The sequence below is a fragment of the Mycolicibacterium insubricum genome (assembly GCF_010731615.1).
Lineage (GTDB): Bacteria > Actinomycetota > Actinomycetes > Mycobacteriales > Mycobacteriaceae > Mycobacterium > Mycobacterium insubricum.
On the sequence record NZ_AP022618.1, the window covers coordinates 48,944 to 63,687 of the forward strand.

Consider the following 14,744-nt stretch of genomic DNA (forward strand, 5'->3'; position numbering starts at 1 on the left):
CCTCAGAACGTCCCACCCTCAGGGATATGCAGGTCCTCGCCACCGCCGTCGGCGCCGCCGGATCCGGTAGCACCGGCGAGCGGGGTGGCCACCAGCGATTCGGCCTCGCGGATCTTGGCGCACAGGGTGTCGGTGGCCCAGTACACGTCCGGCGCCAGGTCCCGGAAGATCGGGGTTTTGCTGGCCTTGGCGCGGGTGGTGACGGTGGTGAAGACGCCGCCCTCGGCCGCCCCCGGGCTGCCGGCGGGCAGGTACTCGGCGGCCAGGTCGCGGACCGTCTCCAGCCACTTGACGGCCGCATCGGCCCGCTCGGACACCGTTGTGGCGGAGGCGATTTCCGGGATGCGCGAGGCCAGCTTCCCGGTGCTGCCGTTGCGCAGGAAGTCCGCCAGCCGGGACACGGCGGCCAGTTCCACGATGCCGCTGGCCGGGTCCTGGGAGTTGGAGTCATACAGCTCGCGCAGCACCCGGTACGGGCGCAGCGACCGCATTGCCGGCGGCTCCAGCGACTGGGCGATAGCCAACAGGATGCCCTCCAGCACCGCGGGCAGCCAGTCGTACTGGGCGGTGAACTCCGATGGCGGGGTCAGCAGCGGGTTGGGGAACGGCACCCACTGCTGGTGCTCGTCGTCGTAGACCCGGACCGGCTCGGTGTAGGGCGACGGCGGGATTTGGATCCGGCCGGTGACCTGCCCGAGGAACCAGCCGGCCGTCATGGTGCGTCGCTCGTCGTCGCCCATCGGCAGCGAGGCCTGCAGCGGGCGGGACCGGCGCAACCGCCAGAACGGCACCCGGGCCGGACCCGCGGTCGACGACCATTGCTGGGCAACGGGTTTGAGCACCGAGTCGAACGCCAACGGCGAGTAGTTCGGGTACGAGCCGAAGATGTCGATGTGGGTGACGCTGTCCTCATCCGACATGGCGCGCCCGTAGTTGTCCCGGGTGGCCTGGTCGATGCGGGGGTTGGACTTCAGCGCATCGGCGAGCTCATTGGCCACCGCCTGCCCCAGGAACGGGATCTCGGAGAACTTGTACCGGTACTCCAACTGCTGACCGGGGTGCACCGCCTGCAGGCTCTGGTCGTTGACACTGGCCAGCGGCCGGGCCAGCGACAGCGCCTCGTTGAACTTCACCACCACGTCGTGACGACGGGAGCCGAGCTCGGATTCCGAGGCGCCCACGCCCTGGATGAAGTCGCGCAGCGACACCTTGCAGAACTCGTCGAACGCCTCACCCGGGCGGGCGATGTAGGTGCGCGCCCGGGCCAGCAGTTCGGCCGGCCGGGTGTGCACGTCGTATTGCGCCATCGCCGGAACCAGTGCGGCACCGGTCTCCGGGTCGGAGCCGAAGGCCCGGCTCACCCAGGTCGACGTCAGATCGACCAACCCGCCGGGCGCCGGCACACCACCGGTCGTCGGCCACAGCCCGGAGATCACCCGCGCGGTGCTCTCGGCGACCGCGGCGTAGAACGGCGGCGAGCCCGGACCACTGACCAGCGCCTTGGGCAGGTCGAGTTCGTAACGCGCCTTGAACGCCGTCGAATTGATCAGCAGCACTTCGTTGTTGGCCTCGGCGAACCGGCCGGGCACCAGCTCGTCGGCGTCCGACGGCCAGGCTACGTACTGGTCGGTGGCCAGCCGGGCCAGACCGACGTCCGAGGGCTGCTCGGCGCGGGCGTTCTCCAGCAGCACCTGGGCCTCCGACAGCGCGGCGCTCAGCGGTGCCAGCACCTCGCCGCCGAACACCTTGAACACCTCGGCGATCTTCTGCGATGCGCTGGCGTACAGGGCGCGGCGGATGTTGCCCTGGAACCCGTCCAGCGCGGTGAACAACACCTGGTCGGCGTTGGCCATCACGCCGTGCAGCGACATCAGGGTGCCCTCGACGTTGGGCGCCAGCGCCACAATGTCTTTCGGCCCCATCGAGCCGAGATCACCCATGGCCGTTGCCAGTTGGTCGTCAATGAAGCGGCGCAGCAGGTCCACCATGCCGCGCGCATACGGCAGGGAGAAGTCCGCGACGGCCCGGGTGACGGCGGTGTTGACCCGCTCAGCGAATTCCCTGTGCCAGGCGAACGCCAGCGCGTAACCGGCTTCGTTGACCGCCTGGGCCAGCGGGCCGCGACGGTTGGCGACGGCCTGGCGGAAGATCGGCACCCACTGCTCACCGGCCATCCCCGCCGGGTTCGGCAGATACGGCCGCAGCTGGCGCTCGATGATGGTGTTGCAGACCCCGGCGACCTGGCGCGGCGGCAGCGCGAGGTTCGTCATCCAGCCGCCGAGCACCCGGATCCGGCTGTTCTCGTCGCCGGTGGTGGGCGGCAGGCCGATGCCGTTGCAGATCGCGCCCCACTGGCTGTCCAGCAGCGAGTCGAGCTGCTCGGTGCCCGAGGCCGGGTTGCCCGGCTGCAGGTGACCGAACAGCAGCTTGTCGGCGGCGCTGCGGGCCAGCCGCTGCGCGGCGTATTCGGCGTAGCGATCCCGGCCCATGCTGAGGCTGGCGAAGCCGTAGGTGCCCCAGGGCAGCGGGTCCCACACCTTGTTGCCCCAGCCGAGCAGGTCGCGGTCACCGGCGGGCGAGGCGGTATTGCCGAGGTCGTAGGAGACGAATTGGTCGCTGGCGGTGCCGGACATCATCAGCCCGGCCAGGCCGCGGCCCAGCCCGCGGTACACCGCGTTCTGCGAGCCGTCGCCGAACAGCGTACGGTCGGCGCCGACGTAGCGCCCGACCGGGAACACGCGGGCGAACGGGATCGGCTCGCCGTCGCCGTGCTGCTGGCCGAGGGCCCGCAGGATGCGGACGTCGTGGTCGCGGGCGGCACCGGACTGGCTGGCGACGATCTCGCCGAGCATGGCCAGCGCGTTCGCGCGCACACCGATGCGGGCGCTTTCCGGCAGCGAGTCGAAGATGTCGGGCGTGACCATGAAGACACCCATCAGCTTGGGGTCCAGGCCCTGCACCAGGGTCAGCAGCCGGCAGATGTCCAGCGCCATGGATGCACCGGCGCCGCCGGCCATCGACGAGACGACGAGCACCAGCGGCGGCTCGTTCGGGTCGAACCGGCCCATGCCGGGGACCTTCAGCCGGGCCATCTCCGACATCGCCTCGACGCGGAACAGCTGGTCCCAGGCGGTCTGCAGGCGCTGGCGGACCTCGCCCGCCTTGCTGAGGGTGATCATCCGGCCGATGGCCCGGTACTGCCCGGCGCCCGCCGAAATGGGGTTGGTGACGCCCTCGGGTGAGCGAGGCGCCCAGGTCCCGATGGCGTCCAGGGCGCCCTCGGCCGCCAGCCGCTGCGACAGCGCGCTGTCCAGCGTGGCGTAGCTGGAGCCCTGCGGCCCGGTGCCGACGTAGGTACCGCCCTGCGCCGGGACGTTGGCCAACCCGTCGGGACCGGATTCAGCGCCGCTGGGGACGTCGATGTGGACGAACTGCCAGCCCGTCGGCAGCGAGTGCACGCCGGCGGCCAGCAGTTCCGAACGCAACTGGTCCATCATGTAGCTGAGAGTGGCGCCACCGGAACCACCGCATCCCACGACCAGAAAACGTCGCATCAAGCTCCTCCTCGGTACGGGTCAAACGGGTTGATCGGACGCTGCCGGGTCGTTTCGGAGTCGTCAGCGGGTGCGGGTTGGTTCCCGAACCGGGGGTGCGGGGCCTCCATCGTCTCGCCCTGATGGTCGATGGCCGACGGCGGCACCGGCTGGTCGTAGATGCCGGGACCGGGCCGCGGGGGTTGCTGCATCGGGGGATGCTGCGGCGGCGGCTGATGCTGCATCGGGGGTTGCTGGGGAGGCCGCTGGTGCTGCATCGGGGGTTGCTGCGGCGCCTGCGGCGGCAGCGGTGCCGCGAACGGGTCGGTGAATCCGCCGCCCTGGCCGCCGAATCCGCCGCCGGGCGGGCTACCGAAGCCACCGCCGGAGGGAGCACCGAAGCCACCGCCGGGCGGGGGACCGAAGGACGGCGCAGGAGACGCACCGAAGGCATCTCCGGCGAACGGATCACCGCCGAAGGGGTCGCCGCCGGGGCCGGTCATCGGGTCGCCGCCGAACGGTGACGGGTCGGACGCACCGGCGCCGACCGGCACCAGGTTCGCCGCGCCGGCCCGGGCCCGCAGGCCCGACAGCATGTCGGGCAGCTTGCGCTCGATCTCCTCGAACAGTTTTTCCCGGGCCGGGATGTCCGTCTGCCCGCCGACCATGATCAGCACCTCGGCCCGGTCCTGGGGGCCGCGCGGATCGTGCAGCAGCACCCACTTGCCGTGCACGGCCAGCGGTAGCACCGCCTGCACGCCCGACTCGTCGGTGGACGGCAGCTCCGAGCCAGCCGACAGCAGGCCCGGTGCGTCGACGCGCACGTGCGCGGTGCCGAACGGGCTACGGCCCAGCACCACCTTGAGGGTGACGCCCTCGACGGTCAGCGTGCGAACGCCGCTGGCCAGCCCGGGCACCGGGGTGACCAGGTCGGTTTCGGCCAGTTCGAAGGGCTCGCCATCGCGCAGCAGCACCCCGTGGTCGATCTCCACCGGGATGCGCTGGGCCAGCATGGGAGCGCCCGGGATCTTGCCGACGTACCACTTGGACAGGTACAGCAGGGCCAGCGGGATGCCCGGGCCCAGCAGCAGCGCGGCGATCAGAGCCAGCACGAAGTTCAGCGGGCTGATCGGCTTGATCATGTTGGCGTTGAACGCCACCACCATGGTCTCGGACTCGTTCGGCTTGTCCTTCGGGGCGATGTTCAGCGTCACCTTGCCGTTGAGGCTGGCGTTGTCGGCGTGGTCGGTCGACAGGTCGACCTGCAACTCCGCCTTCTGTCCCTCATCGATCTTCAGGCAGTTGGTCCCACCGTTGCTGGGTGAGGTCACCGCAATGGTGCCCAGAGCCTCCGGCGCCGCCGGCACATCGGGCTTGCTGCCGTCGGCGATCCACACGCAGCCCGGACCGGTGACCTCGAGTTTCGCGGTTGCCTTGGTGCCCTCGACATCGCCGAACTTGATGGTGTCACCCGGTACCGGCATACCCAGCTTGGGCTGCAGGGTGATCGGGATGTCCTTGTTCTGCGGGCTCAGCACGGTACCCTCGATCGGCTTGCCCGCGGCGTCGAGCACCGGTTTGCCCTCGGGGTCCAGCGGTGCCGCAGTCTTGATCGTCAGCGACATCTTCACCGTCGCCGCACCCGGCTTGAGCGAGGTCAGGTCCACATCGACCGGGGTGGCGATGGCCGTCTTGGGCACGTCCTTGAGCACCTGCACCGGGGCCGAACCGTCGACGGCGACCGAGGCCGACAGGGTGGCGTCACCGGCGATGGAGCTCGGATCGATCGGCTTGTTCTTGCCGTCGACCAGGCCGAACACGACGCCCTTGGTGACCTGCCCGGCGCGCCACGGCTTCGCGTCGTCGATGGTCACCGCCGGGAAGATGTCGGTGGTGATGTGGATATTGGTCTTGGAGATGGCGTCGGCGTGCTGGCCGGTGGTATCGACGTAGACCAGCGCCCACTGCCCCACCCAGGCGGGATTGTCGGGTCCGGCGATGGTGATCTCCTGCGCCGAATCCGACTTCCACTCATAGGTCACCGGGATGCCGTCGAGCGTGGTCTCGGACTTGCCGTCCTTCTTGGGCAGATCCACCTTGGCGCCGGTCGGCGAGTACAGCCACGGCTCGATACCGGCGACGCCGCCGGAGCCGAGGATGGTGACCGTCTTGACCGAGCGGTCCAGCACGAAGTTGTGCCGGCCTTCCTCGCACGGCTGGCCGGGCTGGCACACCGGCTTGGTGTCCTCGATCTTCGGGTCCGGGTTCAGCGCGTCGAACGCGAACAGCATGTCGTCGATGTTGGAGACGCGGTAGAACCCACCGGGGACCGGATCGGTGATGCTGCCGCAGGATTTGCCGGCCACCCCCTTGCCGGTCGCGATCGCCGACAGCACGTCGAAGTCCTGGTCCGACTGCTGATCCCCCAGACCGACCGCCAGCATGACGATCTTCGAGGTGCGCAGCTGATCGGCCAGGCCGCCCTTCTTGCAGATCGCCTCGGTCGCGGCGGTGATGGCCTGGTTGACGCCGTCATCGCTGTTCAGGTCCACGCCGGGGGCGTAGCTGCGGGTACCCGGGCGCTTGGTGAAGTCGATCTTGCCGTCGGTGAACCAGGCGATGGCCTGGCACCGGTTGGCGTCGCCCTTGGCCCGGGTGGCCAGCTGGCTCCGCGCGCCGTCGAGCGCCTGGAAGTAGTCGGTGTCGGCGCCGGAGTTGTTGTTGGCCAGCTGCGCCAGCTGGTTCTTGACGTTCTCGACGGATCCGCCGTTGAGGCCGGTCCAGTCCTGGCGCATCTGGAAGTCCTCGGAGAACCCGGCGATGGCGACGTCGAGTTTGGCCGAGGTCCGGTCGGCGTAGCGGGCCAGCGTGTCCAGCAGGTACTGGCCGGCCTTGACCCGCGCCGCGGCGGGGTCGGTGTCTTTGAGGCTGCCGGACTCGTCGATCAGCAGCAGCAGGTCGCCGGCCTTCTGGCCGGCCAGGCAGGCGCCGTAGCGGTCGACGGCGCGGTTGTCGGCTTCGGCGCGGGCGATGCCGGCGAACAGGCCGGAGGAGGCCAGTCCGAACAGCAGCGCCAGGACCGCCGACAGCAGCAGGAATCGAGACAGAGCGGATCGCATCGGGGCTATAACCTTCCCGCCCACAGGGCGATCTGCCAGGCACCCAACGCGATGCCCACCGCGCTCACCGCGAGCACCGCCCAGTACCCGTTGGACAGCCAGGCCGGCGCGGAATAGACCGAGTTCATCCGGCGCTTGGTATCGGCCGCGCTGAACCAGGCCAGCATGCCGATCGCGGCGGGCCCGGCCAGCAGCCAGCCCAGCAGCGCCAGCACCACCGAGTTGTCCAGCGGGATGGCGACCAGGCCCAGGATCACTCCGAGGATCGCCACCCCGAGTGCGCCGAACATCAGCTTGGTCGGCGGTCCGGCCACCGTGAGGTCGCCGATCATCGGCGTGCCCTCGGATCCCCCGAATGGCGAACCGCCTGGTGCGATGACGTCGCCACCCGCGCCGAACGGGTCGAATCCGCCGCCTCCGGGGCGGGTCGCCGTCGGCGGCGGGTTGAAACCACTGGACTGCGGGTTGAAGCCGCTGGATTGCGGCCCGGCCGGCGGCGCCATCGGCGCGCCGAAGCCACCCGAGGGCGGCGCGGCCGAGGACTGACCGAAATCGCTGAAGTCGAACGGATTTGACGGCGGCATAGTTTTTCCGGATACCTCGTCAGTACTTATTCAGGCAGACCGCGAACGAGCGGTCCGGGGGCTCGGCGGCATAGGTGGTGTTGCAGGCGGAACCCGACGAGGCGATGGACACGACGGTGTACACCCCGCTCATGCTCTCGCAGTCCACCTGGAACAGGTCGAGCGCATAGGCGCCGGTATCGCGGGACTGGATCTCCACGCACATCCCGACGGTCGCCTGGCTCAGCTCGATCTTGTCCCGACGGCGCGCGGGCGCCTTCGTGGTGGCGGTGACGGTCTTGGTCGACGGCGCCACTGTGACCCCGGCCTTGCTGGTGGTCGCGGTGGTGGCGAGCGGCTGCGTCGGGCCGTCGTCGCTGGCGAAGAACAGCCAGCCGAAGATCGACGACAGGATCAGCAGGATGATCAGCGCGACGGTCAGCACGTAGCCGATCACCAGCCCGGCGATCGCCGACGGCCTGCCGCGCTCACCGGTTCGCTTGATCTGCGGCAACGCCAGATGACCCAGCACGATCCCGGCCGGCGGCAACAGCACCCCGAAGATCGGCGACAGGACCGCGTAGGTGTTCAGCTTGGGCTGCGCGGGAGGTACCCCCGGCGGAAATCCCGGCATACCGGGCATCCCGGTCCCGAAACCGGGCGTGCCGGTACTCACCGGCACCCCGTAGCCCATCGACGGACCGGCGTCCATACCCCCGAAGGGGTCCCCCATCTGCGGCCCGAACGGGTCGCCACCGTAAGTCACTGATGCAGTCTAACGAACCGCCGGTAACAGGCGTCGCGGCAAAAGGTCAACCCGCATATTTGACGTAGCAGGCGAAGACGGTCTTTTCGTGGTTGTAGAGCATGCTGGTGCGGCACTGCGCTTCCGTCGGTACGACGTCGGTCACCTGGAAGACCCCGTCACGGACCTCACAGCTGGCCCGGTACGCCTTGATGAACTGGGCTGACTCGCCCTCTTCCGGGTTCGGCCGCAGATTCTGGATCTCCACGCAGTCACCGACCCGCAGCTCCTCCACTCGCACCGTCGGCCGGGTGGTGGGTTCGACCGTCACCACGCTGGTCGAGGTGCGCGGCGGGGCTGTCGTCGTGGTCCGGGTGGTGGTGGTCGTCGACTGGTGCGGCACCGTGGGCTCCGATTCGCCGTGGCCGCGCAGCAACAGCAGCCAGACCAGCAGGGCGATGATCGTCAGCAGGATGATCACGTAGGACAGCGTCAGGCCCAGCACCGCGCGCCTGCGCCCGGCCTGGTTTCGCTCCTTGATCTGGTTCAGGGCGAGGTGCCCGAGCAGCGCACCGACCGGCGCGAACACGAACGCGAACACCACCGACAACGTGGCCAGGGTGTTGACCTCGCCCTGCGGCTCGGTCGGCGCGGGGAATCCCCCGGGACCCGGATAGCCGGTGGACATCGGGGCGTCGCCGAAAGGCGCACCGTAGCCGCCCGACGCGGGCTGGTAGCCGCCCGGCTGGGACGGTCCGCCGCCGAACGGGTCGCCCCCGAACGGATCACCACCGAACGGATCGCCGCCGTAGGGGCCCCCACCGTAAGTCACGCGGGCCAGTTTACGGGCGTGCCGAAAATTAGCGTCGGAAGGGACGCCGCGGCGGACTTAGGGTCGATCCATGACCCGCGATGAGCTCGCCGCTGACTGGACCGGCGGGATCCCGTTCGCCCTCGAGACGCTCGTCGACGACAAGGACCCCGACCCCATCACGTTCGACTTCAGCGCCGAGTCGTTGACCCGTCTGCTGGCCGAGGTCCGGCTGGTCATGCGCGATGCCGCCGATGTGCTGGACACCGACGACCCCGAGCACCGGCGCGGTGTGCTGGCCTACCTCGGGGAGACCTTCGCGCTGGTGTGCGGGGGCAGCTGGGACTGGGACGACGAGCCCGGATTCGCCGAACGCGGGCTGCCCGCGGTCACCGACCCGGTGACCCTGGCCTCGATTGCGTCCACCTACTTCGGTTTCGACGACAACCCGGCGGGCACCCCCGCCGGTATTCCGGTGGTGCTGTCCGACGCGGCGCTCGGGCTGGCGCCCGTCTCCCCGGTGCACCTGCTGCTGGCCGGCGTCACCGACCGGGACACCGACCTGTGGCGGGATACCTATCAGGAGCTGGCCGGTTTCGTCGCCGGGTACTCCGCGGCGCATCCGGAGTGGGCGCCCAAGCAGACCGATACGCCCAATATGGGTGAGGGCCCGTCGATCCCCGGACCTTCGCCGGTGCTCAATTCCTGGCTGATGAAGTGGCAGAACGAATTTCCATCCTGGGCTCAGCGACATCCGGGCGAATGGGATTTCTCCGCGGAATCCATGGACCGCCTCGACGAGCTCATTCTCGGCCGAGTCTCCGACGCGGCGAGCTTCGCCGCCGCGGAGAACAGGGACCTCGTGGAGGGGGCGTGCTGGTACCTGGGTGAGGGGTTGATCCGGCGCGGCGCGGACAACGGCCTGCCTTCGCGTTGGGTGTATCGGGGCTGGCTGAAGGAGCGCGGCTCGCCCGACCTGGCGTGTTTCGAAGTGCAGAGCGACGACAACACGAGAAATGTGACGCCATTCTGGTCGTTGAGCTATTCGGTGAAGAAAAGAGTTCACTCGGCGCGCGAGGATTTTGATTTCTGGCGCGGTAACTAACCCGTTCTGATATTCGCACTCGGACACTCGGAGGATTCCGTGCGTAGCTTGACGCTGCCCAAAATCGTCTCGGCCATCCTGGTACTGGCCCTGACGCTGATCGGATTGAGCCTGCCGCCAATTGCGGCGGCGGACTCACTGTCCACCTGCCCGCAGGGACTTGACCTGCCCGGATATGACTCCTACTCCGGCTACGATCCACAAAGCAGTACGTCGACGCCCACCGAGGGCCCCAACGAGGCGTACAACTACAAGCCCATCGACGACGATGCGCGGAACCTACCCGCGAATTCCGATGAATTGGACGACGATGCGCTGAACAAGCTGGCCCAGAGACTCGGCAACACCAAACCGGAATCGGGGTCCAAGGACCACATGCTGCTGCGGTGGCGCGACTACAAGAACGGCGCGGATCCCAAATACGACTTCGAACGCTGGCGCACCGCCTACATCACGATCCTGGAGAACAACCGGATCGGTGCCGCCTTCGAGAAATTCATCTGGGACAAGCTCGCCTTGGGCGAAGGCACCAACGAGGGCAACTGGAAGCGCAATGCGAAGTTGCCGGGTTCGGTGCTGAAAAACAGCCCGCGCTATGACATCACCAACACCTACGCGGCCACCCGGAAGCCAAAAGTCGACGCCCGGATACCACCCGTCGGCGATCGGCAGATCATCGAGGCGAAGTCGGGCAACACACTCAGTGATCACGCGAAGAAGCAGTTCCTGAAGAACCTCGACCTGATGAATCAGGCCGACGCGCGGATGATCATGCTGTTCGGATCTACTCCGACGGCAGAGACGTTGGCCTGGATGAAGAAGGCCATCGACGAATGGAAGACCAACCCGGACAATGCGAACAAGACCGCACCGGAAATCTGCGTGCGGCATGTGAACTCGCTTCCGGTGGGTCAATCCGCCAACTCCTCGGGCAATTCCCCGTCACCGGCGGGTGTGCCGACCACCGACCAATCTCCGGACAATCCCGCGGATGCGGCCGAGGACCAACGCATCGCCGACACCCTCAACGCCGAGCAGGACGCCAAGCTGGAGGAGACGGCGGCCGCCGAGGGCGAGGAGACCACACCGGCCGAAACACCCGCGCCGACAACGGAGCCGGACCTGACGCCGGTGACCACTCAGGCTCCCAAGCCGACCTCCCAGCCGCGGTCCACCCCGACCGGAGGCAGCCCGACCGGGGGCGTCCCGACAGGCTCACCGGCGGGGACACCCGCAGGCTCACCGGCGGGGACACCCGCAGGGACACCGGCTGGCGCGCCTGCCGCCGCTCCGTCCGGGGCTCCGGCAACGGCACCCGGTTACAACGCGCCCGTCGGTGCGCCCGCCACGATTCCGGTCGTCGGGACCGTGCCAGTGAACCTCGGCGGTATCGACTTCACCTCGCTGCAGCTGCGCTATGTCACCGCCAACGTGGACGGAAAGACGGGGACCCAGTACGCATTCCAGACCGGGACCCTGGCCAATGACGCGCCGTCGTACGGTGGCCGGCGCAACGCGACCATGGCGATGGACGCCCTGAACGTGTGGCTGGCGCTCACCCCGGACAAGTTCTGGGTGAACCTTAAGCCCACCGAACCCGACCGCATCATCGACGCGGACTTCGGCCGCACCCAGGCCGGCCGCATCCTGCTGGAGGCCGACCTGGCGATGAAGGAAGTGTCCGGCGCTCTGCAGAAGTCCGACACCGAGTTGGGCCGGAACTTCATGAACGCCCTGGGCGGGGAAAACAAGTGCTTCCTCGGACGACGGCAATGGATTGAGCCGCTGCCGGCGAGCATCCACGTCGACGGCGATCAGCTGTACATCCTGGACGCCCCGCTGACCGTCAAGCTCGGCCACGACGACTCCGACATCAGCCCGGGGCAGAGCTGCCCGGGCCAGGACCCGGCGGTCACCACCCACAACGGTGAGCTCTACGACCAGATGATCATGCCCGCCGTCGTCAAGGCGGTGAACAACGATCCGGAGTTCGCCGATCTGCGCCGGGTTTACGCCAGCCGAGTGGCCGCCGAGTGGTACCGCACCCGCAACAAGCCGAGTCAGTATTCGGCCCAGATCAATTCGGGCAAGATCGACAGCTGGGTGATGGATTGGAAGCCGCGTGAGGTTTTCGACCGATACGTCACGTCGTTCAACAACGGCACGACCACCTTCACCTGGACCACGCAGGAGGGCAACACCACCTGGACGCACACCCGGTCCTGGGGCGGGGTCGACTTCTCCAAGGTCGAGATGACCGACGTCGGTGCGGAGAAATTCACCCAGGACTACCCGCAGATGGCGCACAACGCCGCGGCGTCACTGAGCACCATCGTGGAGAACAACAACCAGGTGTGGCTGGGCAGCGCCACGATCACCGGTGACCCGCAACAGCTCTGGCCGATGGTCCGCACTCCATGGACAGCGTTCCTGGTGCCGACGCCGGCGCCGGCGCGGGTGATCTTCTATCTGGCGGTCATCACCCCGGTGGCCGTGTGGGGTGCGGTGGGGGTCGGGTTCGCCTGGCGCCGGCGCCGGGCCGGAAAGGCGGTCTGAGATGTCACGCCCGTGGGAGAACGTGAATCCGAGAGGGGAAGGACCGACACCGGGACCGCCCCCGACCAGCTGGGGCGGTTCGGGGAGGGTAGGCGCAGTTGGCGCGAGCGCAGCGAGTGCCGGCGGAGCCGGACCGACGCCGGGACCGCCCCCGACCAACTGGGGCGGTTCGGGGAGGGTAGGCCGTACTTCCCAGAGCTATAGCTCCGGCGCAACGAGTTTCGGCGGGAATCCATTCGGCGGTGACTCATCCGGCCGGGGGGCGTTCAGCGGTGGATCGTCTGGTGCCGATCCATTCGGTGGTGATCCGTTCGGTGGCGGTGGGGCTGGTAGCAACCCGTTCGGCGGCGGGTGGGACGCCCCGGCGCCGGCTCCGACGTCCGCACCGGCGCCAAGTCCTGCTGCGGCACCGGCGGCACCGCCCCCGCCTCGGCGAAGGCTGCGTCGGACATCCACCGACACCGCGGCACCTACGCCCGTCGCGCCTACATCAGTGGCCTCACCGACAACTCCGCAGTCGGGTGGCGGCACGTCGAAGTCACCCGTGCTTCCGGGAAAACTGTTCGCCGTCAGCCAACTGCTGGGGTTGGTCGCCGCGCTACTGGTGTCGACGGCGGCCGCCGCGCTGTTGGCGCTGCCCGAACTGCACTACTACTACCGGAGTTTCAGCGCTCTGACCACCTTGACGGTGGGTTTCGCCGCCGGAGCCGCGGTGTGGGCGGTGGTGCTGCTTGCGCTGACCTTCGGTATCGGCCGCCGGTTCCGGATCGCCTGGCTGCTGACGCTGGCAAACGGGGTCGGTCTGGCGGCCACAGCAAGTGCCGCGCTGGTGCTGCGGCCGGGGGCTGACGTCGACTGGTTCGCCGCGTTGAGCCGCGCGACCGCTGCGCTGATCGTGGTTGCCGCTGCGGCGATTCTGGTACTTGCGGTGTCGCCCCCGGCCCGAGCCTGGTTCGCCACTCCAGACGTTGTGAAGCCGGTCAGCAGCACCCCGCACGACGGAAAGCCGAAGACCGCGCGCCCGAAGCGGATCCGCCTCAAAGCGCTGGTACCGAACCGCCTGCGGTCCAAAGGCACCGTTGCCGCCCACACCGACGAGGTGACCGTCGTGGTGCGCACTATGGCTCCTCAGGCGGGGCAGTTGTCGACACCATTCCCGCCACATGCCCCAACCCCCGACCCGTTCGATTTCAACCCGTTCGGGTGACGGCAACTGGCGGTGGATTCGCGTCGCGAAAAGTTGTCGGTGGCCGGTTCTACCATGGAAACATGAGTTCGAATGGGGCCTCGACCAGCGTTTATACGCCTCCCGGCAACCGCCGGGACGAGCGGCTGCGGGTGCTCTTCGACGAACTGAGTGAGCTGTGCGGCCAGCGCAACGCGGTGAAACTGGAGCCACGCCCCGACACCGACCCGAAACCGGGCCCGCGCCCCGGGATCCACAAGACCGGTGGTGACGACTACGACAACTGGCGCATCACCCTGCCGCACATCGAATCCGCCAAATTCGCCGCCGCCCTGGCGTCGCATCGTGACGCCCTGTTCGCCCAATGGACCCGCGACCACGACGGCCGCCAACCCGACGACGACGAGCGCCGCGGCCAGGTCCCCGACAACGAGGCCCCGGTGCCGACGAATCTGGATGCGTTCCTGCGGCTGATCGAGCACGGCTGGGACACCGAAGCCACCGCCCGCCCGCACGGCCAGCACACCACCGTCGTCGTACATCTGGACCTCGCCACCAAGATCGCCAACCTGCACCTGGGCCCCCTGCTGCCCGACGCAGATCGCCAGTACCTGACCTGCGATGCCACCTGCGAGGTGTGGTTTCACCGCGACGGCACCCTCATCGGCGCCGGACACCGCACCCGCACCATCAACCGCCGGCTGCGCCGCGCCCTGGAACACCGCGACCACACCTGCGTGGTACCCGGCTGCGCAGCCACCTGCGGCCTGCACGCACACCATCTGATCCACTGGGACAACGGCGGCCCCACCGAGCTGTGGAACCTGGTACTCGTGTGCCCCTACCATCACCGGCTGCACCATCGTGGTGTCATCACCATCACCGGCCCCGCCGACCGACTGAAAGTCACCGACGCCGAGGGAGAAGAACTGTTCGGCGGATCGCTGGCCCACCCACCCCAGAACCCGCCGCCGGCCGTCGCCCGCTACCCCGGACCCACCGGCGAACGCGCAAACTGGTGGTGGTACAACCCCTTCCAACCCCAAGCACCACCGAACATCAACTAGCCGGTTGGTGCTGCGTCCAGCCGAATCGTGTTGGGACCAGAACGATGGTGTCGAGGCCA

The 14,744-nt window shown here is 68.5% G+C and carries 9 protein-coding genes; 4 read left to right on the forward strand and 5 right to left on the reverse strand.

Annotated elements, in window-relative coordinates:
• Positions 1-2 precede the first annotated feature (2 nt).
• From G6N16_RS00235 to G6N16_RS00255, 5 genes are read right to left on the reverse strand one after another with little or no spacing between them, the layout of a single operon-like run.
• Complete coding sequence (locus tag G6N16_RS00235; protein WP_083030873.1) at positions 3-3,554, reverse strand: tubulin-like doman-containing protein; 3,552 nt, start codon at positions 3,552-3,554, stop codon at positions 3-5.
• Positions 3,554-6,652 (reverse strand): vWA domain-containing protein, encoded by a 3,099-nt coding sequence (locus tag G6N16_RS00240; RefSeq protein ID WP_234805845.1) that lies wholly within the window; start codon positions 6,650-6,652, stop codon positions 3,554-3,556. Before G6N16_RS00240 ends, G6N16_RS00235 begins: the two co-directional genes overlap by 1 nt.
• Before the next feature lie 5 nt (positions 6,653-6,657).
• Complete coding sequence (locus G6N16_RS00245; RefSeq protein ID WP_083030871.1) at positions 6,658-7,236, reverse strand: hypothetical protein; 579 nt, start codon at positions 7,234-7,236, stop codon at positions 6,658-6,660.
• Between the two features lie 19 nt (positions 7,237-7,255).
• A complete protein-coding gene (locus G6N16_RS00250; RefSeq protein WP_083030870.1) occupies positions 7,256-7,981 on the reverse strand; it encodes a DUF4190 domain-containing protein in 726 nt (241 codons plus the stop codon).
• Between the two features lie 46 nt (positions 7,982-8,027).
• Positions 8,028-8,792: a DUF4190 domain-containing protein gene (locus G6N16_RS00255; protein WP_083030868.1), complete on the reverse strand. Its 765-nt coding sequence runs from the start codon at positions 8,790-8,792 to the stop codon at positions 8,028-8,030.
• Positions 8,793-8,862: 70 nt separating this feature from the next.
• Here G6N16_RS00255 and G6N16_RS00260 point away from each other — a divergent pair, with 70 nt between their 5' ends.
• The 4 genes from G6N16_RS00260 to G6N16_RS00275 all read left to right on the forward strand — a co-directional run bounded on the left by G6N16_RS00260 (position 8,863) and on the right by G6N16_RS00275 (position 14,685).
• Positions 8,863-9,876 carry a hypothetical protein gene (locus G6N16_RS00260; RefSeq protein ID WP_083030866.1) on the forward strand — a complete coding sequence of 338 codons (1,014 nt, stop codon included), beginning with the start codon at positions 8,863-8,865 and terminating at the stop codon, positions 9,874-9,876.
• Positions 9,877-9,924: 48 nt separating this feature from the next.
• Complete coding sequence (locus tag G6N16_RS00265; RefSeq protein WP_083030865.1) at positions 9,925-12,432, forward strand: hypothetical protein; 2,508 nt, start codon at positions 9,925-9,927, stop codon at positions 12,430-12,432.
• A gap of 544 nt (positions 12,433-12,976) precedes the next feature.
• Complete coding sequence (locus G6N16_RS00270) at positions 12,977-13,639, forward strand: hypothetical protein (RefSeq protein ID WP_083030863.1); 663 nt, start codon at positions 12,977-12,979, stop codon at positions 13,637-13,639.
• Positions 13,640-13,701: 62 nt separating this feature from the next.
• Positions 13,702-14,685, forward strand: a complete 984-nt coding sequence (locus G6N16_RS00275; protein WP_163787709.1) for an HNH endonuclease signature motif containing protein — start codon at positions 13,702-13,704, stop codon at positions 14,683-14,685.
• Positions 14,686-14,744 lie beyond the last annotated feature (59 nt).

Bases quoted from the DNA above. Each gene is read 5' to 3' on its own strand.
- G6N16_RS00235 (WP_083030873.1), bottom strand. From the start codon at position 3,554: ATGCGACGTTTTCTGGTCGTGGGATGCGGTGGTTCCGGTGGCGCCACT.
- G6N16_RS00240 (WP_234805845.1), bottom strand. From the start codon at position 6,652: ATGCGATCCGCTCTGTCTCGATTCCTGCTGCTGTCGGCGGTCCTGGCG.
- G6N16_RS00245 (WP_083030871.1), bottom strand. From the start codon at position 7,236: ATGCCGCCGTCAAATCCGTTCGACTTCAGCGATTTCGGTCAGTCCTCG.
- G6N16_RS00260 (WP_083030866.1), top strand. From the start codon at position 8,863: ATGACCCGCGATGAGCTCGCCGCTGACTGGACCGGCGGGATCCCGTTC.
- G6N16_RS00275 (WP_163787709.1), top strand. From the start codon at position 13,702: ATGAGTTCGAATGGGGCCTCGACCAGCGTTTATACGCCTCCCGGCAAC.